The 23,900-nt window shown below is 67.0% G+C and carries 20 protein-coding genes and 1 riboswitch; of the genes, 3 read left to right on the top strand and 17 right to left on the bottom strand.

Translation table 11 applies throughout. The features are described 5' to 3' along the window. The first annotated feature begins 217 nt into the window (after positions 1 to 217). Entirely contained in the window at positions 218 to 4,153 is a 3,936-nt protein-coding gene (putA, locus tag RS899_RS12970; RefSeq protein ID WP_315810140.1) for a trifunctional transcriptional regulator/proline dehydrogenase/L-glutamate gamma-semialdehyde dehydrogenase, read from the top strand. A 200-nt stretch (positions 4,154 to 4,353) separates the two neighbouring features. Here the strand turns inward: putA and RS899_RS12965 are convergent, their stop codons facing one another. The 14 genes from RS899_RS12965 to RS899_RS12900 all read right to left on the bottom strand — a co-directional run bounded on the left by RS899_RS12965 (position 4,354) and on the right by RS899_RS12900 (position 18,105). Continuing rightward, a complete protein-coding gene (locus RS899_RS12965; protein ID WP_315810139.1) occupies positions 4,354 to 5,199 on the bottom strand; it encodes an ABC transporter ATP-binding protein in 846 nt (281 codons plus the stop codon). Between the two features lie 5 nt (positions 5,200 to 5,204). Then, positions 5,205 to 6,035, bottom strand: a complete 831-nt coding sequence (locus tag RS899_RS12960; protein WP_315810138.1) for an ABC transporter permease — start codon at positions 6,033 to 6,035, stop codon at positions 5,205 to 5,207. Next, positions 6,032 to 6,799: a hypothetical protein gene (locus RS899_RS12955; protein WP_315810137.1), complete on the bottom strand. Its 768-nt coding sequence runs from the start codon at positions 6,797 to 6,799 to the stop codon at positions 6,032 to 6,034. Before RS899_RS12955 ends, RS899_RS12960 begins: the two co-directional genes overlap by 4 nt. Next, the gene (locus RS899_RS12950; RefSeq protein ID WP_315810136.1) at positions 6,787 to 7,425 is read right to left on the bottom strand and encodes an isochorismatase family cysteine hydrolase; all 639 of its coding nucleotides are present in this window, start codon (positions 7,423 to 7,425) and stop codon (positions 6,787 to 6,789) included. Before RS899_RS12950 ends, RS899_RS12955 begins: the two co-directional genes overlap by 13 nt. Further along, positions 7,422 to 8,186: a creatininase gene (locus tag RS899_RS12945; RefSeq protein WP_315810135.1), complete on the bottom strand. Its 765-nt coding sequence runs from the start codon at positions 8,184 to 8,186 to the stop codon at positions 7,422 to 7,424. The genes RS899_RS12950 and RS899_RS12945 overlap by 4 nt, the downstream gene beginning before the upstream one ends. Further along, complete coding sequence (locus tag RS899_RS12940) at positions 8,183 to 9,058, bottom strand: DMT family transporter (protein WP_315810134.1); 876 nt, start codon at positions 9,056 to 9,058, stop codon at positions 8,183 to 8,185. Before RS899_RS12940 ends, RS899_RS12945 begins: the two co-directional genes overlap by 4 nt. After that, the gene (locus RS899_RS12935; RefSeq protein WP_315810133.1) at positions 9,058 to 9,807 is read right to left on the bottom strand and encodes a 3-oxoacyl-ACP reductase FabG; all 750 of its coding nucleotides are present in this window, start codon (positions 9,805 to 9,807) and stop codon (positions 9,058 to 9,060) included. Before RS899_RS12935 ends, RS899_RS12940 begins: the two co-directional genes overlap by 1 nt. Beyond that, positions 9,807 to 10,580, bottom strand: a complete 774-nt coding sequence (locus RS899_RS12930; protein WP_315810132.1) for an SDR family oxidoreductase — start codon at positions 10,578 to 10,580, stop codon at positions 9,807 to 9,809. The genes RS899_RS12935 and RS899_RS12930 overlap by 1 nt, the downstream gene beginning before the upstream one ends. Positions 10,581 to 10,582: 2 nt before the next feature. After that, complete coding sequence (locus tag RS899_RS12925; protein WP_315810131.1) at positions 10,583 to 11,605, bottom strand: fatty acid desaturase; 1,023 nt, start codon at positions 11,603 to 11,605, stop codon at positions 10,583 to 10,585. 53 nt (positions 11,606 to 11,658) lie between these two features. Next, positions 11,659 to 12,666 (bottom strand): ABC transporter substrate-binding protein, encoded by a 1,008-nt coding sequence (locus RS899_RS12920; RefSeq protein ID WP_240964926.1) that lies wholly within the window; start codon positions 12,664 to 12,666, stop codon positions 11,659 to 11,661. Positions 12,667 to 12,710: 44 nt separating this feature from the next. Then, positions 12,711 to 12,813, bottom strand: a riboswitch (guanidine-I (ykkC/yxkD leader). A 223-nt stretch (positions 12,814 to 13,036) separates the two neighbouring features. Next, positions 13,037 to 14,206, bottom strand: a complete 1,170-nt coding sequence (locus RS899_RS12915; protein WP_315810130.1) for an MFS transporter — start codon at positions 14,204 to 14,206, stop codon at positions 13,037 to 13,039. 457 nt (positions 14,207 to 14,663) lie between these two features. Then, positions 14,664 to 16,457: an N-acyl-D-amino-acid deacylase family protein gene (locus RS899_RS12910; RefSeq protein WP_315810129.1), complete on the bottom strand. Its 1,794-nt coding sequence runs from the start codon at positions 16,455 to 16,457 to the stop codon at positions 14,664 to 14,666. Next, positions 16,454 to 17,197, bottom strand: a complete 744-nt coding sequence (locus tag RS899_RS12905; RefSeq protein WP_233297603.1) for a sulfite exporter TauE/SafE family protein — start codon at positions 17,195 to 17,197, stop codon at positions 16,454 to 16,456. Before RS899_RS12905 ends, RS899_RS12910 begins: the two co-directional genes overlap by 4 nt. Next, a complete protein-coding gene (locus tag RS899_RS12900; RefSeq protein WP_315810128.1) occupies positions 17,194 to 18,105 on the bottom strand; it encodes a bile acid:sodium symporter family protein in 912 nt (303 codons plus the stop codon). Before RS899_RS12900 ends, RS899_RS12905 begins: the two co-directional genes overlap by 4 nt. Positions 18,106 to 18,295: 190 nt before the next feature. Between RS899_RS12900 and qhpR the strand changes: the two genes are divergently transcribed. Further along, positions 18,296 to 19,252, top strand: a complete 957-nt coding sequence (qhpR, locus tag RS899_RS12895; protein WP_233297601.1) for an AraC-like transcriptional regulator QhpR — start codon at positions 18,296 to 18,298, stop codon at positions 19,250 to 19,252. Between the two features lie 5 nt (positions 19,253 to 19,257). Here qhpR and RS899_RS12890 read toward each other — a convergent pair whose 3' ends face one another. Together RS899_RS12890 and mltA are read right to left on the bottom strand one after the other, a co-directional pair. Continuing rightward, the gene (locus RS899_RS12890) at positions 19,258 to 19,497 is read right to left on the bottom strand and encodes a hypothetical protein (RefSeq protein WP_064979876.1); all 240 of its coding nucleotides are present in this window, start codon (positions 19,495 to 19,497) and stop codon (positions 19,258 to 19,260) included. 184 nt (positions 19,498 to 19,681) lie between these two features. Continuing rightward, positions 19,682 to 20,833: a murein transglycosylase A gene (gene mltA, locus RS899_RS12885; protein ID WP_054907047.1), complete on the bottom strand. Its 1,152-nt coding sequence runs from the start codon at positions 20,831 to 20,833 to the stop codon at positions 19,682 to 19,684. Between the two features lie 151 nt (positions 20,834 to 20,984). Between mltA and RS899_RS12880 the strand changes: the two genes are divergently transcribed. Next, positions 20,985 to 23,345: a DNA polymerase II gene (locus RS899_RS12880; RefSeq protein WP_315810127.1), complete on the top strand. Its 2,361-nt coding sequence runs from the start codon at positions 20,985 to 20,987 to the stop codon at positions 23,343 to 23,345. 59 nt (positions 23,346 to 23,404) lie between these two features. Here the strand turns inward: RS899_RS12880 and queD are convergent, their stop codons facing one another. After that, entirely contained in the window at positions 23,405 to 23,761 is a 357-nt protein-coding gene (gene queD, locus RS899_RS12875; RefSeq protein ID WP_017516521.1) for a 6-carboxytetrahydropterin synthase QueD, read from the bottom strand. Positions 23,762 to 23,900 lie beyond the last annotated feature (139 nt).

The following is a 23,900-nucleotide window of genomic DNA, read 5'->3' as shown; positions in this document are numbered from 1 at the left end:
TCCTGCCGTCCGGCCGGCCCTTGCGGGTTGCAGCCGGGCGGGGCCGTTGGCGTGCTCCGTTTGGTAGCGCCGGGTGTGGGAAATGTCACCGGTTGCACCGGATTCGCGCGTACGACCAAAGGCTTGTTTTTATTGGGTTGCACCTGGTTGCACCTTGTAATTCGGCGGTATAACCTTGCGCCGTTTTCAGGCACACCTTCTAACAACAGGAAGCCCCATGGCCACCACCACCCTTGGCGTGAAGCTCGACGACGCCACCCGCGAGCGCCTCAAGCTGGCTGCCCAGCAACTCGACCGTACCCCGCACTGGCTGATCAAGCAGGCCATCTTCTCCTACCTGGAGCAGGTGGAAGGCGGCCTCACCCCGGCCGAGCAATCCGGCCTAGCTGCGGCGGCGGGCGATGAGTCGCTGGATTCGCTGAACGAACAAGGGTTGCAGGTCTTCCTCGATTTCGCCGAGAGCATCCTGCCGCAGTCGGTGCTGCGCGCGGCCATCACCGCCGCCTATCGCCGCCCGGAAACCGAGGCGCTGCCGATGCTGCTGGACCTGGCGCGTCTGCCGAAGGAGCAGGCCGCCGCCGCCAACAAGATGGCCCTGGGCATCGCCGAGAAGCTGCGCAACCAGAAGAACGCCGGTGGCCGCCAGGGTCTGGTGCAGGGCCTGCTGCAGGAGTTCTCGCTGTCTTCCCAGGAGGGCGTGGCGCTGATGTGCCTGGCCGAGGCGCTGCTGCGTATCCCGGACAAGGCCACCCGTGACGCGCTGATCCGCGACAAGATCAGCAACGGCAACTGGAGCCAGCACTTGGGCCAGAGCCCGTCGATGTTCGTCAACGCGGCTTCCTGGGGCCTGCTGATCACCGGCAAGCTGGTTTCGACGCACACCGAGACCGGCATGTCCTCGGCGCTCAACCGCATCATCGGCAAGTCCGGCGAGCCGCTGATCCGCAAGGGCGTGGACATGGCCATGCGCCTGATGGGCGAGCAGTTCGTCACCGGCGAGACCATCGCCGAAGCCCTGGCCAACGCGGCCAACATCGAGTCCCGCGGCTTCCGCTACTCCTACGACATGCTCGGCGAAGCCGCTCTGACCGAAGAGGACGCCAAGCGCTACCTGGCCTCCTACGAGCAGGCCATCCACGCCATCGGCAAGGCTTCCCATGGCCGCGGCATCTACGAAGGTCCGGGCATCTCGATCAAGCTGTCCGCCCTGCACCCGCGCTACAGCCGCGCCCAGTACGACCGTGTGATGGACGAGTTGTACCCGACCGTGCTCGGCCTGGTGAAGATGGCCCGCGACTACGACATCGGCATCAACATCGACGCCGAGGAAGCCGACCGCCTGGAAATCTCTCTCGACCTGCTCGAGCGCCTGTGCTTCGAGCCGTCGCTGGCCGGCTGGAACGGTATCGGCTTCGTCATCCAGGCCTACCAGAAGCGCTGCCCGTACGTAATCGACTACGTCATCGACCTGGCCAAGCGCAGCCGCCACCGCCTGATGATCCGCCTGGTGAAGGGCGCCTACTGGGATAGCGAGATCAAGCTGGCCCAGGTCAACGGCCTGGAAGGCTACCCGGTCTACACCCGCAAGCCGTATACCGACGTTTCCTACCTGGCCTGTGCGCGCAAGCTGCTGGCCGTGCCGGAAGCCATCTACCCGCAGTTCGCCACCCACAACGCCCACTCGCTGTCGGCCATCTACCAGCTCGCCGGGCAGAACTACTACCCGGGCCAGTACGAGTTCCAGTGCCTGCACGGCATGGGCGAGCCGCTGTACGAGCAGGTCGTGGGCAAGATTGCCGACGGCAAGTTCAACCGTCCGTGCCGCATCTACGCACCGGTGGGCAGCCACGAAACGCTGCTGGCGTACCTGGTGCGCCGCCTGCTGGAGAACGGCGCCAACACCTCCTTCGTCAACCGCATCGCCGACCACAGCATTTCACTCAAGGACCTGGTGCTGGACCCGGTGCTGCAGGTCGAGCAGATGGCTGCGCAGGAAGGCACCCTGGGCCTGCCGCACCCGCGTATTCCGCTGCCGCGTGACCTCTATGGCGACTCCCGCCTGAATTCCGCCGGCATCGACCTGGCCAACGAACACCGCCTGGGTTCGCTGTCCTCGGCGCTGCTGTCGAGCACCAACCACGCCTACGTCGCCGAGCCGATCCTCGGCCTGGCCGACGCGGCGCCGGGCGAAGCGCAACCGGTGCGCAACCCGGCCGACCTGCGCGACGTCGTAGGCCACGTGCGTGAAGCCAGCGAAGCCGACGTGAACAACGCCATCCTCGGCGCGCTGTCCAGCGCGCAGATCTGGCAGTCGACCCAGCCGTCGGAGCGCGGTGCCATCCTGATGCGCGCCGCCGACCTGATGGAGGCCGAGATCCAGTCGCTGATGGGCGTGCTGGTGCGCGAGTCGGGCAAGACCTTCGCCAACGCCATCGCCGAAGTGCGCGAGGCCGTGGACTTCCTGCGCTACTACGGCGCCCAGGCCAGCACCCACTTCGCCAACGACAGCCACCGTCCGCTGGGACCGGTGGTCTGCATCAGCCCGTGGAACTTCCCGCTGGCGATCTTCAGCGGCCAGGTGGCCGCCGCCCTCGCCGCCGGCAACACCGTGCTGGCCAAGCCCGCCGAGCAGACGCCGCTGATCGCCGCGCAAGCCGTGCGCATCCTGCTCGAAGCCGGCGTGCCGGCTGGTGCCGTGCAATTGCTGCCGGGCCGTGGCGAAACCGTCGGTGCCCGTCTGGTGGGTGACGAGCGTGTGCGTGGCGTGATGTTTACCGGTTCCACCGAAGTGGCCGGCATCCTCCAGCGCAACATCGCCGGCCGTCTCGATGCCCAGGGCCGTACCATCCCGCTGATCGCCGAGACCGGCGGCCTCAACGCCATGATCGTTGACTCCTCGGCACTGGCCGAGCAGGTGGTGGTGGACGTGGTCAACTCCGCCTTCGATAGCGCCGGCCAGCGCTGCTCTGCGTTGCGCGTGCTGTGCGTGCAGGAAGACGCCGCCGACCGCGTGATCGCCATGCTCAAGGGCGCCATGGCCGAATACCGCGTTGGTGCGCCGGAGCGCCTGCACACCGACATCGGCCCGGTGATCGACGAGGAAGCCAAGGGCAATATCGACAAGCACATCCAGGTGATGCGCGACAAAGGCCGCAAGGTATTCCAGAGCGCCCGCGTGGATGCCGAGGAAATCAAGCGCGGCACCTTCGTCGTGCCGACGCTGATCGAGTTGGAGAGCTTCAGCGAGCTCAAGCGCGAAATCTTCGGCCCGGTGCTGCACGTGGTGCGTTACGAGCGTGCCGAACTGGACCAGTTGCTCGCGCAGATCAACGAATCCGGTTATGGCCTGACCCTCGGCGTGCACACCCGCATCGACGAGACCATCGCACAGGTGGTTGGCACTGCCCACGTCGGCAACCTCTACGTCAACCGCAACGTGGTTGGCGCCGTGGTCGGCGTGCAGCCCTTCGGTGGTGAAGGCCTGTCCGGCACCGGTCCCAAGGCCGGCGGCCCACTGTACCTGTACCGCCTGCTCTCGACCCGCCCGCAGGAAGCGGTGGCCAACCAGCTCAAGGGCGACGGCGCGCAGGCGCTGCCGCGTCCGAAGGATGCCGAGAAGGCCGTGGAAGCACTCGCCCAGTGGGCGCAGAAGGACACCGCCCTGGCGGCGCAACTGGCCGGCTATGTCGCTCTCTCGCAGAGCTTCACCCAGCAGGTGCTGACCGGCCCGACCGGTGAGCGCAACAGCTACACCCTGCTGCCGCGCGAGCACGTGCTGTGCCTGGCGGAAGACCGCGCCGACCTGCTTGCGCAGCTGGCCGCTGTGCTCGCGGTGGGCAGCCGTGCGCTGGTCGCGGAGTCCAACGCCGCCGTGGTGAAGGAACTGCCGAAGGAGGTCGCCCAGCGCATCGAGCTGGTCGCCGACTGGAGCACGACCGACAAGGTGTTCGACGCCATCCTGCACCACGGCGATTCCGATCAGCTGCGCGCAGTCTGCGAGCTGGCCAGCCAGCGCAAGGGCGCCATCGTCGGCGTGACTGGGCTGAACCGCGGGGAAACCGATATCCCGCTGGAACGCCTGCTGATCGAACGTGCGCTGAGCGTCAACACCGCTGCCGCCGGTGGCAACGCCAGCCTGATGACCATCGGCTGACGTCGATGCCGCAAGCGCCTCACCGGGCGCTTGCGGCAAGCTTTCGGCCGCTCCTGCGGCCAACCGGCCTGCCAGCCTTCGGGTGGGGTTATCCGCTCCCGGCAGACCGTTCCCCTCGCGCCTTCGGCGCAATCCGTTTCGGGCACCACGCCCGGCACAACGGCGGAGCTACCCGCTCCGCCGATTCCTTTCCCACGACATCAGACCGGCGCCGCGGTGCGGGTCAGTTGTTCCAGCAGTTCCAGGTCGGTACTCATGCCCGAGGTCTCGCGGATACGCGCGAGGATCTGCTTCTTCAGCGCGATGAATTCAGCCGACATCTTCATGTCCTGATTCCGCTCGGCGGGCAGCGGCACCTCGTAGACGCTGTCGATGCGGCCGGGGCGCGGGGCCATCAGCACCACGCGGCCGCCGAGGTAGATCGCCTCGTCGACGTCGTGGGTGACGAACAGGATGGTGCTGTTCTCCAGGCGGTGCACGTGGCGGATCAGGTCGTGCATGACCTCGCGGGTCTGTGCATCCAGCGCGCCGAAGGGCTCGTCCATCAGCAGGATCTGCGGCTTGGGCATCAACGCGCGGGCAATCGCCACGCGTTGCTGCATGCCGCCGGACAACTGGCTGGGGTAGGCCTGGGCGAAGGCCGACAGGCCCATCAGGTTGAGCAGCGCATCGGCGCGGCCGCTGGCTACCTCCACGTCGGCGTCGCCGCGCACGGTGTCGGAGACCACCTTGAGCCGGCGGCAGAACTTGATGTTGTCCATCACCTTCAACCAGGGGTAGAGGCTGTAGTGCTGGAAGACCATGGCGCGGTCGATGCCGGGGCCGTCCACGGCGCGGCCGTCGACGAGGATTTCCCCGCCGCTGTGGCGCTCCAGCCCGCCGATGCTGCGCAGCAGGGTGGACTTGCCGCAGCCCGAGGCGCCAACGAAGGTGACGAACTCGTTGGCGCGGATATCCAGGTTGATGTCCTGCAGTGCCTGCACATGGCGACCCTGGCTGCTGAAGACCTTGTCGACGTGGCGGATGGCGATCTTGCTCTGGCTCATGCCGGTTACCTCTTCATCCAGGGGAAGGCCGCCCGGCCGAGCCAGCGGAATGCCTGGTCGGTGAGCAGGCCGATGACGCCGATCAGCAGGATGCCGGCGAAGATCTTGTCGGTCTGCATGTAGCGCTGCGCCTTGAGGATGGCGTAGCCGAGGCCCGAGTTGGCGGCCACCAGTTCGGCCACGACAAGGTAGGTCCAGGCCCAGCCGCAGGTGATGCGCAGGGTGTCCAGCAGCGCCGGGCGCGCCGAGGGCAGCACCACCAGCTTGATGATTTCCGCGCGGCTGGCGCCCATGGTCTGCGCCGCCTCGATCTGCGCCATGGGCACCCGGCGCACGTCCTCAGCGACCATCAGCACCATCTGGAAGAAGGTGCCGATGAAGATGATCAGCACCTTGGAGCCTTCGTCGATGCCGACCCAGAGCATCACCAGCGGGATGAACGCCACCGCCGGCATGTAGCGGATGAAGTCGGTGAGCGGTTCGAGGAACGCCTGCACCGGGCGATAGGTGCCGATGTACAGGCCGATGGGAAGGGCGATCACCGCCGAGGCGAGGAAGCCGCCCATGACCCGGTAGACGCTGATGGCGATATCGCCGACCAGGCCTTCGTCGCTCCACCAGTGACCCAGGCGTGCGAGCACGGCGTCGGGGCTGGGGAAGAACATCGGGTTGGTCAGCCCCAAGGCGCCGCAGGCCCACCAGAGCACCACGGGCAACAGCAGGCCTGCGCTGGCCAATGCCCAGAAGGCGCCGCGCGGCAGGTCGCCGCGAATCACCCACCAGCGCTGGCGGGCGGGTTGCGCCAGTGGGCGCGGCAGGGGTTGGTGGGCGGTCATGGCGTCACCTCCTCGGGGAACAGGGGCAGTTCGCAGGGTTGCCAGCCACCGACGGGCGGCGTGGCGCCGAGGCTGTTCAGCCAGGTGGCGTCAGCCAGCAGTTCGGGGTGGTCCGGATCGGCTGTGGCGGGCAGCAGGTCGGCGCCGATGCGGGCGGGCAGGGTGGACAGCTCGATCTTCCAGGGCGTTTCACCGCCGTGGTGGCGCCCGAACGACAGCTCGAAATCCAGCAACTCAGGGTGGTCACTGTCCAGCAGGTCGGCCAGTGAGTCGGCCACCGGCAATGCCTGGCGGCGCCCGGCGGCGAACAGGAAACAGTCGCCGGCCAGCAGCAGGCAGCCCTGCCGGCCATCGGCGGTGCTTAACCACACGCCGCAATTGCGCCCGATGGATTCCGGCAGGCGCTCCCAGACTTCGTGGTAACTGCCATCCAGGCCGTCTTCCAGCACTTTCTCGCTGTTTACGAAGTGCATGCGGCCGATGTCCTCGCCGCCATTGGGCGGCTGGAAGTCGATTGCCCGGTGCCATTGGCAAATGTCGCCGGTGATCTCGGTGATGCCGGCGAATCCCGCCTGGGCGGCCAGTTCGCCGGGAGTCTGTGGTGCCGGCAGGGGAATGCGCAGGTCGGCGAACAGGCGCCCGGCCTGCAGCCAGTAGACGCGGGTGCTGGTGTCGTGGGTGCCGCCAGTGGTGGTCAGCAGGGTGCGTTGCCAGACGCCGAGGTAAGCGGGTGGCACAGCGGGAATGTTATTCAGGCGGGACATGCGGATTCCTCCCATTCGGCGAGTACGGCCTGGCTGCCTTGCACGCGACCGAACAGGCCGCCTTCCACCTCGACCATCGCCAGGGCGGCGGCATGCAGTTCGGCGCTGGGCGAGCCGCAGGCATCGCTCACCAGAGTACAGGCATAGCCGAGTTCCACCGCCGCGCGCAGGGTGGAGGAAACGCATACTTCGGTGGTCACCCCGCACAGCACCAGGTGGCCGATGCCGCGGCTGCGCAGCAGCAGGTCCAGGTCGGTGTAGGCAAAGGCGCTGTAGCCGGGCTTGTCCACCACCGGTTCGCCGGGCAGCGGGCGCAGTTCGTCGATCAGGTCGTGGCCGTACTCGCCGCGCACCAGCAGGCGACCCAGCGGGCCCTGGTGGCCGATCGGCGCACCGGCGAATTCGGCGCGGTGGCGCTTGCTGGCGTGCAGGTCGCTGAGGTCGGCGCGATGGCCTTCGCGGGTATGCACCACGAGCAGGCCAAGGCTGCGGGCGCTGTCCAGCAGCCGGGAGATGGCCGGAATCGGCGCGCGCAGGCGGTCGATGTCCAGCCCGGCCCGGTCGGCGTAGCCGCCGGGGGCGCAGAAGTCGCGCTGCATGTCGATGACGATCAGCGCAGTGCTCATAGGCGGAACTCCTTGCGCACGGCCTGGGCGATGCCGCCGACGATGTCGCGGGCCATGCGCAGGCCCTTGTCGGCGCTGGAGCCGCGCGCCGAGGAGAGCACGCCAGACGGCGGCACCCACTCGGTGCGGCTGGGGTACATGTCGTAGGGCGGGAAGTCGGCGGGGCCGTCGTCGGGGATCAAGTCCAGGCGCACCAGGTTGGGCAGGTAGTGCAGCATCAGCGAGGTTTCGATCACTGCGGCGTGCTCCAGGGCGAAGCCGGGGAAGCCGTCGGGGAAAACCTCGCTGAGCGTGGACTCGCTGCAGAAGTCCCAATGCTCCAGGCGCATCACTTCAAGAGGGCTGCTGGTGCCCAGTTCGCGCAGGGCGAGCTGGATGCCTTCGGTGACGAACCACTGGTTCTCGTAATGGCCGTCCACCAATACCAGGCGGGTCACGCCGTGGCGGGCGAACTCGCGCACGGCGTCGCGGACCAGCGCAATCAGCGTCTGCCCGTCGAGGCTGGTGGTGCCGCAGAAATGCTGGCCGCCGCCGCACTTGGGCTGCGACTTGTAGCCGTAGGAGAGGGCGGGCGCGACCAGCCCGTCGACCTGGCGGGCAACGTCTTCGCACAGCGCGCTGGCCAGCAGCGCATCGGTGCCCAGCGGCAGGTGCTGGCCGTGCTGCTCGGTGGCGCCGCAGGGCAGGAAGACCACAGGGGATTGCTCGCGCACCCGGCGCGCGTACTCGACCCAGCTGAGCTGGTCCATCCGGACAGTCATGATTCGGCCTCGCAGAGAGTGGGGGAAGGTTCGGGTGAAGGGCGCGCGGCGATCAGTGCCGCGGCCAGTACCAGCGAGCCGCCGAGCCATTCGCGCAGACCCAGCTCGCGCTCGCCGATCCAGGCGGCAGTGAGCACCGCCACCAGCAGTTCGATCACCACCAGCACCGCGGCGCGGCTGGCCTCGACATGGCTGAAACCGTATTGCGCCGCGCCCATGGCGGCCAGCCAGAACAGTCCGAAGCCCGCCAGTTGCAGCCACTGGTGTGCATTGACGGCCGGTAGAGGTGTGCTCTGCAGCCAGCAGAACAGGCCGCCCAGCACGGCGCTGCCGATGAAGCCGACTACCGCCTTGCTGGTCAGCGGCACCTGCTCGGCGGCGCGGGTGGCGAGGTTGTTCAGTGCGAAGGCAAAGCCGGCGGAGAGCGCCAGCCAGTCGCTGGCGCCCAGCGGGCGGAAGGTCTCGCGGCTGACACCCAGGGTCAGCGCGATGCCTCCCATGGCCAGTAGTAGCGCGCCGAGGCGTGGCGGGGTGAGGCGTTCGCCGAACAGCACGCGGCCGCCGATCAGGCCCCACACCGGCGCCAGGTAGAACAGCAGCATTGCCCGCACCACATCGCCCTCGGACAACGCGCCTACCAGCCCGGCGGTGGCCCAGCCACCGAACACGCCGATCGCCAGCAGCGCGCCACGCTGCGGCCACCACTGGCGGCGCTGGCGCAGTACCAGCGGAACGGCGACGAGGCTGAGCAGCCCGTAGGTGCAGAGCACCACCGGCATGCCGGACAGGCCCTGGCCGGCGAAGTGCGCCAGGGGTATCCAGCCCAGGCCCCAGAGGCTGGCGCCGAGCAGCAGGACGACTTCCGCGCGCATCACGCGCCCATCCAGGCGCCGCCATTGGCGCCGAGCATCTGCCCGTGGAAGAAACTGGCCTCGGGCGAGACGAGGAACAGCACGGCCGCTGCGATTTCCTCGGGTTTGCCCAGGCGCCCGGCGGGAATCGCCGTTTCACGGGCGATCATCGCTTCGCTCATGTGCTCCACCGAGACCATCGGCGTGTCCACCGGCCCCGGCGCCACGCCGTTGATGCGGATGTGCGGGGCGAACTCGCGGGCCAGCGCCTTGGTCAGGCCGATCACCCCGGCCTTGGCTGCGCAATAGGCGGCGTAACGCTCGCGGCCGAGCTGGCCAAGTTCCGAGGCGATATTGACCACACAGCCATCCCCGCGCGCCTGCATGTGCGCCAGGGCGTGGCGGCAGCAGCGATAGACCGCCGTGAGGTCGACGCCGAGCAGTGCGGCCCAGTCGTCCTCGCTGGTGTCGAGAAAAGGTTTCTCCAGGATGATCCCGGCGTTGTTCACCAGGATGTGCAGGTCGCCCTCGGCAAGCACGTGGGCGAACAGGTCCTCGACCTGCTGCGGCGCGGAAACGTCTGCCTGAGCCGCGTAGGCCTTTCCGCCCGAGGCGTCGATGCGTGCCACCAGCGCGGTGGCGGCTTCGGGTTGATTGAGGTGGTTGATCCATACCGTCGCACCGGCTCCCGCCAGCGCCAGGGCGGTGGCGCGGCCGATGCCCTGGGTGGCGCCGGTGACCAGTGCGGTCTGTCCTTCGAGCGGTTTCATCAGTGCATGACCTCGCCATGGCTGACCGACAGCGCCTGACCGGTGAGGGCGTTGGCAGGCGGGCTGCCGAGGAACAGGAAGGTGCCGGCCAGGTCAGCCGGCGTCAGCAGTTCGGGCACCGCCTGCGCGGCGAGTATCTGCGCCAGCTCCTCCGTCTCGCTGCGCCCGTTGGCTGCAGCCATGACCTGCAGCGAGCGCATCGCCGCGTCGGTGGCGATCCAGCCGGGGCACACCGCGTTGACGCGGATGCGCCGTGGCCCGAGTTCCCAGGCCAGCGAGCGAGTCAGGCCGATCACCGCGTGCTTGCTGGCGACGTAGGCGGAAAAGCCCGGCACGCCCTTTAGGCCCCAGATCGAGGCCTGGTTGATCACGCTGCTACCCGCCTTGAGGCTCGGCAGCAGGGCGCGGGTCAGGCGCAGCATCGAGGCGACGTTGTTGTCCAGCAGCGCCTGCCAGCGGCTGTCCGCTTCGCCATCCGGGTCGTCCAGCGGCGTGGCGTACTCGACGCCGGCGTTGTTGATCAACACGTCCAGCGGTGCGCCTTCGCGGAGTGCGACAAATCCGGCGATGGCGGCGCTGTTGCCCAGGTCCAGGGCGTGGCTGCGCACATCGCTCAGCGCGGCCAGCTCGTCGGCGACTGCCGCCAGGGCTGCGGCGTTGCGATCCAGCAGTTCCAGTGTCGCGCCCTGTTCGGCGAATGCCCGCGCCAGGCCCTTGCCGATGCCGCTTCCGGCACCGGTGATGAGCACACGTTTGCCCCGGTAGTCGATCATGCTCAGACCGCCGTCAGGAAGGAGACGCCCACGGCGCCGTAGAAGCCGTCGGCGCGGTCCTTGCCTTCGGGCGCCACCTCGCCGTAATGGTCGTCGACCACGCGGCGCAAGCGGTGCCGATGGAAGCCCTTGAACAGCAGGTGCATCGGCAGAACCTGGGCGTAGCCGTCGCCATACAGCTCGTGGTGCAGTGTGCGCAGGCGGTACCAGGGCGCCACGGGCTTCTCGTGGTGGGCATTGTGGTAGGCGAAGTTGAGCAGCAGCAGGTCGAGCACCGGCCAGCGCACCGAGACCACGTTGGAGTAGGTGTTCATCTGCTCGTAGGTGCGGTCGCGGGACTTGTCGTCGGGGATCTTGCCGCCGTCCTCCAGTACCGCGAAGGCGTCGTAGGTGTGCTGGTAGGCGTCGGTGAAGCGCAGCACGATGATCATCAGCGTCCAGGCGACGAAGTACAGCACCAGCGCCTTGAACGACACCGCTGCAACCAGGCCGAACAGCGCGCCGCGCACCAGCAGGGTCAGCGCCACACGACGGCGGTTGGCGCGGTGGCGCGGATTGTCGGTGATGAAGGGCAGCAGGATCACGTAGTAATGCATGATCAGCTCCACCGCCGGCACGTAGGCCCATTCCGCGGCCAGTACCAGGCGGCGCGCCCAGCGCGGGCAGCGGGCGAGGAAGGCCTTGGTGTCGAAGGTGATCACGTCGGCGCGGTCGACGTGGTGGCGCATGTGCTTGCGGCGCAGGTCCTGGAAGCCGGCGTAGCAACTGCCACAGAGCCAGCTGCAGGCCTCGCCGGCCCAGGTGTTGTGCGCCGGTTTGGCGAAGATGGTGCCGTGGGCGAATTCGTGGATCAGGTAGGCCGCGACGATCATCGCGTGGCCCAGCAACAGGGTGCCGGCGGCGTTGAGCAGCCAGCTGTCGGCGAACAGCAGGGCGAAGCCGGCGGCATAGCCGCCAAAGGCATAGGCCAGTGCCAGGCTGTTGGGCAGCCGGCCATCGGCGTAGCGGTACAGGGACGCGGACATGGATACCTCCGTGAGCGCTCCCGCCGTCCCGGCGAGAGCGTCGGGTGGGTGCCTTACTGGGCGAGGGCCTGGACGAATTGCGCGTCGAAGGTCTGGGCGAGGTCGGGGATCGCCGGGATCTGGCTGTTGTCCTTGAGCAGTTGGGCGATCACCGCGCCACTGCCGAAGAAGGAGCTGGTGGCGTCGGACTTCTCGAAGTTCTTGCCCATCTCCGCCAGCGGGATGTTGTAGACCCCGGCCATCTGCTCCTTGGCCTCGGCGGCGCTGACGCCCAGCACCTTGCCGATGATTTCGGCGGATTCGTCCGGATGCGCCTTCATGTAGGCGAGGCCGTCGGCGTAGCCCTGGATCATCGCGCTGATCGCTTTCTGGCGTTTGCCGATCACCGCCTGGTTGAACACCAGCACGTCGGTGATCAGGCCCGGTGCGTCCTTCGACGAATACACGACGTGGAACTTGTCGCCGGGCATGCCGAGGATCTGCGAGACGTTGGGTTCGTAGGTCACGCCCACCGGCAGGCTGCCCGAGGCCATGGCGCCGGGGATGCCTTCAGGCGTCATGTTCACCGGGCTGACGTCCTTGTCGCTCAGGCCGTGGCTCTTGAGCGCGTAGGCGAGCAGGAAGTCGGAGGGCGACAGCGGGTTGAAGCCGATCTTCTTGCCCTTGAAGTCGGCGACCGACTTGATCGACTTGTCCGCGACGATGGCGTCGCCGCCGTTGGAGAAGTCGATGGGCATCACCACGCGGTACGGCTGGCCCTTGGCGACGCCGCCGACCACCTGGTCGTAGGTGAGCATGCCGCCATCCAGTGCGCCGCCGGTCATGGCGGTGGGGATCAGGGCGGGATCGTTGAAGAACTGCAGCTCCACCTTGAGGCCGTGGGGCTTGTAGAGGTCGAGTTTGTCGGCGACGTAGAAGGGCGCGTAGCCGGCCCAGACGACGGTGCCGATCTTGAGCTTCTCGGCGGCTTGCAGAGTCAGCGGCACGACCCCGGCGGCAGCAACCAGACAGGCACCGAGCAGGGTCTTGCGCAGGGAACGCAGGGAAAGCGGCATGGTCATGGCATTGCTCCTAACGGTTGGAAATCGGCACGGGATGACATCACGTCTCCCGGGCTTTTCTCCCGCCGTGTAGCCCTGTCCCTAGGGCCGGAAAACTCTCGGACCAGACATCCCCTCACGGAGACCGGAACCCTAGTTCGCCTGTGGTGCAACTCCAGTGTGTGCCTTGCTGCGTTCGCTCACCCGGTGGCTACCTTGCCGTGGGCGATGCATCCCGTTGCAGGGGACAGAGCAATTGAAATGCCAGTTTTCGTGAAGCGGAAAAACCACTGGGGATTTCAATTGCTTAGCTGAAATTCCCAGTGGCAGGCAGGTGCCAGCCCTGATCGCACTGGCACCAAGTCGATGCGCCTTGCCTTCTATTGAGGCATCAGGCGGTGCGCATGGTGGCGCGGCGCAGCGAGGCGGCCGCGGTGGCGACGAACAGGCCGGCGGCCAGCGCCAGTGCCACTGGCACGCCTTGTGGGCCGAGGTCCATCAGGCTGCCGCTGAGCAGGGGGCCAAGCAGGCTGCCGACGCCCCAGAGCATGCCGGCGGCGGCGTTGGCGGTAACCAGGTCGCGCCCTCGGAAGCGCTGGCCGATCAGCACCAGTGCCAGGGTGTAGACGCCACCGGCCACTGCGCCGAGCACCATCAGGGCCGGCCATAGCAGCGCCGGCTGGCCGATCAGCCAGGGCAGGGCGAGGCCGATCAGCATGGCCGCCACGCCGCATAGCAGGTGCAGGCTGGAGCGATCGAGGCGGTCGGAGAGCCAGCCCAGCGGCATCTGGAAGAGCATGTCGCCCAGCAGGATCACCGTCGCCATGAAGGCGGCAATGCCCACCGCGTAGCCGTGGCTGGTGGCATACACCGGGAAGAGCGACAGCACCACGCTGTCGAAGAAGGAGAAGAACAGCACGCCCATGCACAGCGCCGGCGCCACCCGCAGGAAGCCGGCGAGGGAGAAGCTGCGCGGCTCCTCGACGTGCTCGTGGATACCGTCCTCGGGCATGGCGAATGCAACAGTGGCCAATGCAATCAGGTGCCCGGCGCTGACCAGCAGCACGACCCAGGGCGTCTGCGCGCCGAGCAGCGCCACCAGGGTCGGGCCGAGCAGCTGGAAGGCGGTGAAGCTGGTGGCGTACAGCGCCACGATGGTGCCGCGGTTGTGCTCGCCGCACAGTTCGTTGACCCAGGCCTCGCCGAGGATGATCGCGATGCCCATGCCGACCCCCAGCGCCAGGCGCGCGGCGGCCAGCAGCCACAGGGAATGGCTGCTGAATTCGATGGCGACGGTGCTGGCGGTGCACAGCACGAAGCACAGCAGATAAAGACGGCGCCGGCTCATCAGCTGGCAGGCGCGGTCGACCAGGGTGGCGGCGAGGATCATGCCGGCGGCGGGTACGGCGGAGAGAATGCCGATCTGCAGGGCGCTGGCACCGTTATCCAGCAGACGCAGCGCCACCAGCGGCAGGGTGGCACCCAGGCTCAGGCCGACGATGGAAACGGCGAACAGCAGCACCGCCAGCAGGGGCTTGTTGAGGGTAGTCGGGGTATTCATGGAAACCTTCTCTTGCCCGGGCGCTCAAGCGACGGGCGTGCCAATGCAAACGAGCCCGCCGGGATTCACCGGTGGGCGGAGTCAAAAGGCGGAATGACCGGCGCGAGGGCGCGCGGAATCCGGCTCAGTGGCCGGTAGGCGGGGAGAAAGTGAAGGCGAAGAGGACGCTGCGACGCAGGTTCAACACGGCATCGACCTTGCGCACGCGCGGAGGCTCCCGCAGGAGGGCGAGCGACGAATCGGCGAAGCGGCAGAACGGGGTCATGATGCGGGTGCAGCGTAGGATGTAGGAAAGCGCGCACTCTAGAGCGTGCGCGGCAGAGCGTCAATCTCGGCCCGCTGCGCGGTTATTCGGTGTGGCTGGCGTCAATCGGGTTCGCGAGCAAGCTCGCTCCTACGAAGAGCACGCGCTCCGTATAGGAGCGAGCTTGCTCGCGAACCACCAGCGACACTGATCTTACCGACCGTAAACCGGGCTGCCCGCCGACACTTCCTGCGGCCGGCTCAGCACATCGCGCCCCGGCAGGAAGGTGCCGAACACGCGTTCCTTGCCCAACGCCTCGGGGAAGCCGCTTTCACGCCGATACGCCACGCGGCCATTGATCAGGGTGGCGTCCACCGCATCGTCGTTGCGCTTCACCAGCCGCGTCAGCCCGATGACTTCCATCGGTGCCTCGCAGACGTCATCCAGCTCGTCGGTCAGCCCGGCCGGGTTGACCACCACCAGGTCGGCACGGTCGCCAACGCGGATATAGCCGGCGTCGATCCCGGCGAAGTCCGCCAGCTCGCCAGTCAGGCGATGCACCGCGCGGCCGGTATCCATGAAGCTCTGCCCGGCCAGTTCGGCGTCGCGCACGTACTTGAGCATGCGCAGCGGGAAGTTGTACTGCGCATGGGAGGCCAGGTGCGCACCGGAGTCGGCGAAGCCTGGCTGGGTCCAGGGGCTGGACAGCAGCTTGCCAATGATCTCGGGGCGGTGGTTGCCGTAGCAGGTGGTCCATTTGAGTTCGTTGCGGTATTGGCCGGCCAGCTCGAAGAAGGCGTCCACCGGGTCCAGACCGCGCTCGCGGCCGATGTCCTCGAAGTTGCGCCCGACCAACGATGCGTCCGGGCACTCGCGCACCCAGCAGTCGGACAGGTTGCGGTGCCACAGGCCGAGGCTGAGGGTGGCCTTGATGTCCTTCTTGAAGCGTTCACGGAAGGCCGGGTCCTGGATGCGCGTGTAGAGCTCTTCCGGGTCCTTGATGTCGCGCAACACTTCGCCGGCGCCAAACTCCTCGAAGCCGTTCATGTTCAGCCCCTCGATGCGCACCACGAAGGGCGCCGGCAGGGTCTGCCAGCGGTAGCGGCCGCGCAGCAGGCGGTTGGCGACCCAGCCGGAGGCACGGGTGATGCGATGCATGAAGGGCTGGGACTTGAGGTCCAGCGCGGTGAGCATCGAGCACTTCAGCGGCCGGCGGAACCAGCCGTGGGCTTGGTAGAGGAAGGCGAACACGTTGATCTTGGTGACCGCGTTGGGCGCGCCCTGCATCAGCGCGTTGCGCCGGCGCAGCACGGCGAACAGACGGGAGAATTCCTTCCAGCTGGCGAAGGTGGAGGGCAGCGGGCTGGACCAGGCGCGGTCGCCGTCCATCTTGTCCAGGCGCGTGGTCATCACCGACAGGCCGAAACAGCCGGCATCCAGCGCCTGCTCCAGCAGCTCTTCCATGCGTTGCAGTTCGGCTTCGGTGGGCTTGGCGCCGCTGATGGCGCGCTCAAGCCCCATGACTGTCACGCGCAGCTCGGAGTGGCCGAGGAAGGAGCAAAGGTTCGGTCCCAGCGGTTGCTGGTCGTAGAAGGCGCGATAGCCCTTGGCGTCCTTCCAGGTGCGCTTGTCGCGCAGGATCGGCAGCACCTGCTCGCGCGGCACGGCTTCGACACGGGTGAACAGGTCGGAACAGTCCTCGGCCTCGCCCAGCACCATGCTGATGGAGCAGGAACCCACGGAGACGGTGGTCACGCCGTGGCGCACCGATTCCTTCAGCGCCGGGGCGGCGATGGCCTCGGCGTCGTAGTGCGAGTGGATTTCCAGGAAGCCCGGGGTCACCCAGCGACCGCTGGCGTCGATGACTTCCGCGCAGCCACTTTCGTCCAGCGGGCTGACGCTCAGGGTGTCGATGCGCCCATCCTTGATGCCGACGTGGCGCAGGCTGCCGGGGGCGTCGCTGCCGTCGAAGTAGAGGCCGTTCTTGATGATGATGTCGTAGCTCACAGGAGACTCCAGGGCGACAGCAGCAGGACGCCGCTGACCAGCAGCAGGCAGTGGATGGCGAGACGGAAATGGTGTTCCTCGAAGCGGTGGTGCAGGCGTTCGCCGAGCCAGACGCCGAGCAGCAGCAAGGGGGCGTAGGCGAGCACCTGCGGCAGCGCCGGCCGCAGGCGGCCATCGAGGAGGAAGGCCAGGGTCAGCAGGCCGTTGAGGGTGAACCAGACGCAGACCAGGGTGGCGCGCAGACGAGTTTTATCCAGCGGTCGGGTGGCCAGTGCGTAGACCAGCAAGGGCCCACCTGATGCGAACAGGCCGTGGCAGACACCGGCGGCCCCGGTCGCCAGGCGTACCACCCAGCTCGGTGTGTGGCCGCGTGCCGGCGCGCTGGCGCGCAGGCGCCACAGTTCGCGGCCGGCGAACCAGAGGATCAGCACGCCCAGGCCGCGCTTGAGCGGTTGTGGGTCCAGGTGCGGCAGCAACAGGTAGCCGATCACCATGCCCACCAGCATGCCCGGCAATACGGTACGCAGCAGCAGGCGGGTATCGATCAGACGCCGGTGCCGCCAGCACAGGTAGCCGGTCATGCCGATGTTCAGCGGTACCAGGATCGGCAGCAGCGTTTCGATGGGCATCAGCAGCGCACCGAGGGACAGGGCGATCACCACGCTGCCGAAGCCGGTGATGGCTTCCAGCGTGTAGGCCAGCAGGATGAAACCGCCAAGGGCGATGGCCGGAGCATTCATGACGCGCTCACCGCGGTGCCTCGGGGTTCACGGCGCGCCCACCATTGCGCCAGGAGCAACCCGGAGAACAACTGCCAGCAGCCCCAGAACGCGGCGATCAGCAGCATGCCGCCGGCCTGCGGGAAGAAGGTGAGAATCAGCGCCATGCCCAGCGCCGAATTGTGGATGCCGCTTTCCAGGGTGACGGCGCGCACGTCGGCGTCCGGCAGCTTCCACAGCCGCGCGCAGGTATAGCCCAGCAGCAGCGCCGTGCCGTTGAGCAGCAGGACGAGCCAGAAGAACAGATGGAAGTAGGCCATGAACTGCTGGAAGTTCTTGGCGAAGGCCATGCCAACGAAGCCCAGCATCACCAGCAGCGACAACTGTCGCATGGGCTTCTCCAGGCGCCGCGCGAGCTGTGGCTTGTGCTTGCCCAGGGCCATGCCCAGTAGCATCGGCAGAATCAGCACCAGTAGTACCACTCCGACCAGTTCCAGCGGGTCGATGTGGATCTGCGTGAGGCGGCCGCGGGTCGCCGGGTTGATGCCGGCGTACAGGGCGAAGTTCAGCGGTGTGAAGATACCCGCGCTCAACCCCGACACGGCGGTGACGCTGGCCGACACCGCGACGTTGCCCCTGGCCATCCAGGTCATGATGTTGGAGAAGGTGCCACTGGGGCAGGTGGCGACCAGGATCATCCCCAGCGCCAGTTCCGGGTCGATGGGCAGGGCGATGGTCAGCAGGCAGGTGGCGGCCGGCAGCAGCAGGAACTGCACCAGCATGCCGATCACCGGCGCCTTGGGCTGGCGCAGGATGCGGGCGAAATCATCGCGGCGCAGTTCCAGTGAGACGCCGAACATCATCAGGGCGATGATGGCATTCAGCGCGATCATCGAACCGCCGGAGAACTCGAGATGGACTTCAGGCATCGCCGTTCTCCCGCGACTGGACAGTGGGGAATGGCGAACGGGCTGCAGCCGGCGGCACGGGCGCGGCTCCGGTGGGATTGGGCATGCAAGGCGACTCTTGTTTGTATTTATCGTTGTAATTGGCAAGCATAGGGCAGCGTTACCGCCCGGTAACGGCTCAATCGGGACCTTTACCGGTTAATTCGAGACCATGCCGCACACCATTACTGTCCATTACGCCCAGGGCATCCTGCAGGCCGCCGAGCGCCTGGGGCTGCCGGTGCCTGCCGATCTGCAGGCGGCCAGCCTGGAGCCGCGCATTCCGTTGCAGCGCCAGGACGCTTTCTGGGAAGCCATTTGTGCCGCTTCGGGCGACCCGTTGCTGGGCCTGCGCCTGGGCAGTGCGCTGCAAGTCGGGCACCTGGACATGGTCGGCGCGCTGCTGATGAGCTGTGACCACTATGGCGAGGCGCTGGACGCCTTGCTGGAGTATTACCCGATCATCGCCGAGGGCAGCGAGTTCCAGCGCGAGCAGGATGCGACGCAGGTACGCCTGGTCTATCGGCCGAGCTACGCCGTGCGCCGCGAGGAGCGAGTGGAGGCCGCGCTGGCCAGCCTGGTGCACCTGACTCGCTGGATCACCGGCGATCGCGTCAAGCCGCAGCGACTGACCCTCAGCCATGCTGCACGGGGCGAACTGGTGCGGTATGTCGAGGTGCTGGGATGCCCGGTTACCTTCGAGGGGGCCGAAAATGCCCTGAGCTTTGCCGTGGCCGATCTCGACGTGCCGCTGATCCAGGCCAACGCCCTGATGCGCGAGCACCTGCGTGCGCTGGCCGACGCCCAGCTCGAACGTCTGGGAGCGCAGAGCCTGGCTGCACGCGTGCAGCAACTGCTGCGGCAGAACCCGCGCTGGGGTAAGGAGAAGGTCGCCGAGCAACTGGAGCTCAGCGGACGTCACCTCAACCGCAAACTGGCGGACGAAGGCACCAGCTTCAAGCTGCTGCGCGAGCAGGTGTTACATGGCATGGCCGAACAACTGCTGCGCGAGTCCTCGCGACTGGGCGAGGTGGCTGAGCGCCTGGGGTTCTCCGACGAGAGCGCTTTCGCCAAGGCCTTCCGCCGCTGGAGCGGGATGACGCCGGGGCAATTCCGCCAAGGCAACTGAGCCGCCTACTGGCGGTCGCGGTCCAGCAACGCCAGCGCATGGGCGGCGGGCAGATCGATGCGTTGGGGAATGCTGTGCGGGTGTTCGATAGCACCGGTGCCGGGCAGCTTCGACACGAAGAACTGGTCGACGCCGAAGAACAGCAGGATCAGGGCGATAGCGCCAATCCAGCAGAGTACGTCGTAGTCCAGCGGCCAAGCATGGTGCTGGCGTGGCAAGCGAAGGGAGTTCTGCTTCTTCTTCATGGCGATCACCGCGTTCGGGTTGAGGGACGGCGAAGCCAGGGGACTGCCTGGGTTCGCCGACCATTGTCCGGTTGGCGGTGCTGTCGGGGACTCAGGGAGCTCTGTAGGACGAGTAGGAATTTCCTTTGTCTGGAAATTCCAGGCTCGTAGGGCGTACAGGGTTCTACGTTATACGCCCTTTCGCTCAGGCGCCCGGCAGTGACTTGTCCTTTGGCCAGAGCAGCCACAGCTGGCCGTCCTGCTTCATGTGGCCGGCCAGCTCGCCGGCTGCATCGCCGGTGCCCCAGAACAGGTCGGCGCGCACCTCGCCGACAATGGCGCCGCCGGTGTCCTGCGCTGCGACCGGGCGCACCACAGGCGCTCCATCCGGACGGGTAGTGGAGAGCCACATCAGGCTGCCCAGCGGGATCACCTTGCGATCGATGGCCACGCTGTAGCCGGGCGTCAGCGGCACGTTCAGCGAGCCGCGCGGGCCTTCGTTGCTGTCCGGGCGCTGGCTGAAGAACACGTAGCTGGGGTTGCTCGCCAGCAGTTCGTCGACGCGCTGCGGGTGGGCGCGGGCCCAGTCGCGGATGCGCGCCATGCTGACTTCTTCCTTGCTCAGCTCGCCCTGTTCCACCAGCCAGCGGCCGACCGGCTTGTACGGGCGGCCATTCTGCTCGGCGTAGCCCAGGCGCAGTTGGCGACCGGAGGCCAGCTGCACACGGCCGGAGCCCTGGATCTGCAGGAACTGCAGGTCCATCGGGTCGGGCAGCCAGGCCAGTACGGGCGCATTGACCCCGTCGCGGCGGATGCCGGCGGCGTCAGCGTAGGGTACCAGGGTGTTGCCTTCGAGCTTGCCGCGCAGGCGCTTGCCCTTCAGCTCCGGGTAGACGCTGTCCAGCGCGACGGTGATCAGGTCTTTCGGCACGCCATAGACCGGTACGGTGTGCGTGGCGTCGCGCTGCTGGCTGCCACGGTAGACGGGCTCGTAGTAGCCGGTGATCAGGCCGTTCCTGCTGCCTTCGCCGGAACGCAGCTGGTAGGGCTGCAACTGGGCCTGCATGAACTGGCGGATCGCCGGGGCGGAAGCCGGCACGTTCGCCGCTTCGGCGCAGGTCGCGGCCCAGATGTCATCTTTCTTCAGGCGTACCGCGCAGGCCGAGCGCCAGGCGCTGAAGCCTTGCAGTACGTCGCTGTCGGCGGTCTGGGGCAGGTCCGACCAGGCGACCTTGGAATAGGTGGGCGCCTGGGCTTCTTCGGGCTTTTTGCCGAACAGGCCGCAGCCTGAAAGCAGGGTGGCGAAACACAGGGTGGCGAGGAGAGGGCGGGTCCAGTGGCGGGACGAATCGGTCACGGGCGAGTCCTGGCAGGCAAACGAAAGCCCGCTAGCTTGGGCAGACGCGGGGCGTGCGTCAAACGCATCGGTCGGATTTACACGCCTTGCAACGAATCCGCGGGCGGACCGGTAGAATGGCGTTCTGATTCGACAGATGGGTGGTTAGAGCGTGGAGGCAAGGCAGGGTTTCGTCCTGACTCGACATTGGCGGGATACGCCCGAAGGCACCGAGGTGGGCTTCTGGCTGGCCACCGATGAAGGGCCCCGGCATGTGCTGCTGCCGCCGCAGAACTCGGTGGCCTTCGTGCCGGCCGAGCAGCGCGCCCGCGCCGAGAAACTGCTGGCCGGCGAGCGCGGGGCCGAACTGCGCCCGCTGGGCCTGCGCGACTTCCAGCAGCGTCCGGTGCTGGGCTTGTACTGCCAGCAGCACCGCCAGTTGATGAACCTAGAGAAAAAGCTGCGCGAAGCGGGCGTCGAAGTATTCGAGGCAGACATTCGTCCACCCGAACGCTACCTCATGGAACGCTTCATCACCGCTCCGGTGACCTTCCAGGGCGAGCCAGGCGAGGGCGGCAGTATCCTCACGGCGCAACTGCGGCCCGCGCCGGATTATCGGCCAAGGCTGAAGCTGGCCTCGCTGGACATCGAGACCAACATCCGTGGCGACCTCTATTCCATTGCCCTGGAGGGCTGCGGCCAGCGCCAGGTGTACATGCTCGGCCCCGCCAATGGCATCGACGGCGAACGCGATTTCGAACTGGAATACTGCGAGAGCCGGGCGCAATTGCTGGAGCGTCTGAACCAGTGGCTGGCTGAGCACGATCCCGACGCGATCATCGGCTGGAACCTGGTGCAGTTCGACCTGCGCGTCCTGCAGGAACACTCCAAACGCCTGGAGGTCCCGCTGCGCCTGGGGCGTGGCGGCGACGAGATGGGCTGGCGGCAGCATGCCTCGTCCAATCACTTCTTTGCCGCGGCGGCCGGGCGGCTGATCATCGACGGCATCGAAGCATTGCGCTCGGCGTTCTGGAGTTTCCCCTCGTTCAGCCTGGAAAGCGTCTCGCAGACTCTGCTGGGCGAGGGCAAGTCCATCGACAACCCCTACGACCGCATGGCCGAGATCGATCGCCGTTTCGCCGAAGACAAGCCGGCGCTGGCGAAATACAACCTCAAGGACTGCGAGCTGGTCACGCGCATCTTCGAGAAGACCCGCATCCTCGACTTCTTGCTGGAACGCGCCAGTGTCACCGGGTTGCCGGCTGACCGCAGTGGCGGCTCGGTGGCAGCCTTCACCCACCTGTACCTGCCGCCAATGCACCGGCTGGGCTACGTCGCGCCGAACCTCGGTGGCAAGGCGCCGGAAGCGAGCCCCGGCGGATTCGTCATGGATTCACGGCCGGGGCTCTACGAATCGGTGCTGGTGCTGGATTACAAGAGCCTGTATCCGTCGATCATCCGCACCTTCCTGATTGACCCGGTCGGGCTGGTCGAAGGGTTGAGCGACCCGTCCGACGAGGCCTCGATCCCCGGCTTCCGCGGCGGACGCTTTTCGCGCACGCAGCATTGCCTGCCGGCCATCGTCGAGCGCGTCTGGCAGGGGCGCGACGCCGCCAAGCGCGAGGGCAACGCGCCGCTTTCCCAGGCGCTGAAGATCATCATGAACGCCTTCTACGGCGTGCTCGGCTCCAGCGGCTGCCGCTTCTTCGACCCCCGGCTGGCCTCGTCCATCACCATGCGCGGCCACGAGATCATGCGTCGTACCCGAGAGCTGATCGAAGGTCAGGGACATCGGGTGATCTACGGCGACACAGACTCCACTTTCGTCTGGCTTGGCCGTGCCCATGGCGAAGAAGAGGCAGCACGGATCGGGCGCGAGCTGGTGCACCACGTCAACCAGTGGTGGTCGCAGCACCTGGGCGAGGAATATGGCCTGGAATGCGCGCTGGAGATCCAGTTTGAACGCCACTTCCGGCGCTTCCTGATGCCAACCATCCGTGGCGCGGAAGAGGGCAGCAAGAAGCGCTATGCCGGCCTGGTGCGGCGTGAGGACGGCAGCGACGAGATGGTCTTCAAGGGCCTGGAAACCGTGCGCACGGACTGGTCGCCGCTGGCCCAGCAGTTTCAGCAGGAACTCTACCTGCGCATCTTCCAGCGTCAGCCTTATCGCGATTACGTGCGCGACTACGTGAACCGAACCCTCGCCGGCGAGCAGGACGAGCTGCTGATTTTTCGCAAGCGCCTGCGCCGCCAGCTCGGTGACTACGAACGCAACGTGCCGCCCCACGTGCGCGCGGCGCGCATTGCCGACGACTACAACGAGCGTCAGGGGCGCCCGCGGCAGTACCAGCGCGGTGGCTGGATCAGCTACGTCATCACCGTCAACGGCCCGGAGCCGCTGGAAACGCTCAGCTCGCCCATCGACTACGACCACTACGTCAGCCGCCAGCTGCAGCCGATCGCCGACGCCATCCTGCCGTTCGTGGACGACGACTTCGGCGGGCTGATCGACAAGCAGATGGGCCTGTTCTGAATTCGGGTTAAAACGAACAAGGCCGGCGAATGCCGGCCTTGTTCATTACGTCTGATGGATCAGTCGCCGCGGTATTCGCAACCGCTGGTGCAGGTCTCGTGTACGCGCACCTTGGACAGCTCCGGCAGCAACGGCTTGAGCTGTTGCCAGATCCAGCGGCAGAGGTTCTCGCTGGTGGGGTTTTCCAGGCCGGGGATGTCGTTCAGGTAGTTGTGGTCGAGCTGATCGTAGATCGGCTTGAAGATCTGCTTGATCTCGGCGAAATCGCGAATCCAGCCGGTATGCGGATCGACCTCGCCCTCGATGTAGATGGCGGCTCGGAAGGAGTGGCCATGCAGGCGGCCGCACTGATGCCCGGCGGGAACGTGGGGCAGGCGGTGGGCAGACTCGAAGGTGAACTCTTTGAACAATTCCACGTGGTGCACTCTGTGACGATTGCCGGCCCGGGAGCGGGTCGGCCGGAAAATGGCTGCATAGTCTATCACCATCGTGCTGTCGGCCCCGCCAGCGGTTCATCCGATTTCCAGCCCCAGGATCCGCTATTCGAGATTGAGC

Source organism: Pseudomonas sp. C9-3 (genome assembly GCF_032392015.1).
Taxonomy (GTDB): domain Bacteria; phylum Pseudomonadota; class Gammaproteobacteria; order Pseudomonadales; family Pseudomonadaceae; genus Pseudomonas; species Pseudomonas nitroreducens.
Note: the sequence above shows the minus strand (reverse complement) of the source record. Positions and strands in the feature narration are given on the sequence as shown.

What these genes read in the sequence shown, in the direction of transcription:
- putA (WP_315810140.1), top strand. Translation starts at nt 218, where the DNA reads ATGGCCACCACCACCCTTGGCGTGAAGCTCGACGACGCCACCCGCGAG.
- RS899_RS12965 (WP_315810139.1), bottom strand. Translation starts at nt 5,199, where the DNA reads ATGAGCCAGAGCAAGATCGCCATCCGCCACGTCGACAAGGTCTTCAGC.
- RS899_RS12960 (WP_315810138.1), bottom strand. Translation starts at nt 6,035, where the DNA reads ATGACCGCCCACCAACCCCTGCCGCGCCCACTGGCGCAACCCGCCCGC.
- RS899_RS12955 (WP_315810137.1), bottom strand. Translation starts at nt 6,799, where the DNA reads ATGTCCCGCCTGAATAACATTCCCGCTGTGCCACCCGCTTACCTCGGC.
- RS899_RS12950 (WP_315810136.1), bottom strand. Translation starts at nt 7,425, where the DNA reads ATGAGCACTGCGCTGATCGTCATCGACATGCAGCGCGACTTCTGCGCC.
- RS899_RS12945 (WP_315810135.1), bottom strand. Translation starts at nt 8,186, where the DNA reads ATGACTGTCCGGATGGACCAGCTCAGCTGGGTCGAGTACGCGCGCCGG.
- RS899_RS12940 (WP_315810134.1), bottom strand. Translation starts at nt 9,058, where the DNA reads ATGCGCGCGGAAGTCGTCCTGCTGCTCGGCGCCAGCCTCTGGGGCCTG.
- RS899_RS12935 (WP_315810133.1), bottom strand. Translation starts at nt 9,807, where the DNA reads ATGAAACCGCTCGAAGGACAGACCGCACTGGTCACCGGCGCCACCCAG.
- RS899_RS12930 (WP_315810132.1), bottom strand. Translation starts at nt 10,580, where the DNA reads ATGATCGACTACCGGGGCAAACGTGTGCTCATCACCGGTGCCGGAAGC.
- RS899_RS12925 (WP_315810131.1), bottom strand. Translation starts at nt 11,605, where the DNA reads ATGTCCGCGTCCCTGTACCGCTACGCCGATGGCCGGCTGCCCAACAGC.
- RS899_RS12920 (WP_240964926.1), bottom strand. Translation starts at nt 12,666, where the DNA reads ATGACCATGCCGCTTTCCCTGCGTTCCCTGCGCAAGACCCTGCTCGGT.
- RS899_RS12915 (WP_315810130.1), bottom strand. Translation starts at nt 14,206, where the DNA reads ATGAATACCCCGACTACCCTCAACAAGCCCCTGCTGGCGGTGCTGCTG.
- RS899_RS12905 (WP_233297603.1), bottom strand. Translation starts at nt 17,197, where the DNA reads ATGAATGCTCCGGCCATCGCCCTTGGCGGTTTCATCCTGCTGGCCTAC.
- RS899_RS12900 (WP_315810128.1), bottom strand. Translation starts at nt 18,105, where the DNA reads ATGCCTGAAGTCCATCTCGAGTTCTCCGGCGGTTCGATGATCGCGCTG.
- qhpR (WP_233297601.1), top strand. Translation starts at nt 18,296, where the DNA reads ATGCCGCACACCATTACTGTCCATTACGCCCAGGGCATCCTGCAGGCC.
- RS899_RS12890 (WP_064979876.1), bottom strand. Translation starts at nt 19,497, where the DNA reads ATGAAGAAGAAGCAGAACTCCCTTCGCTTGCCACGCCAGCACCATGCT.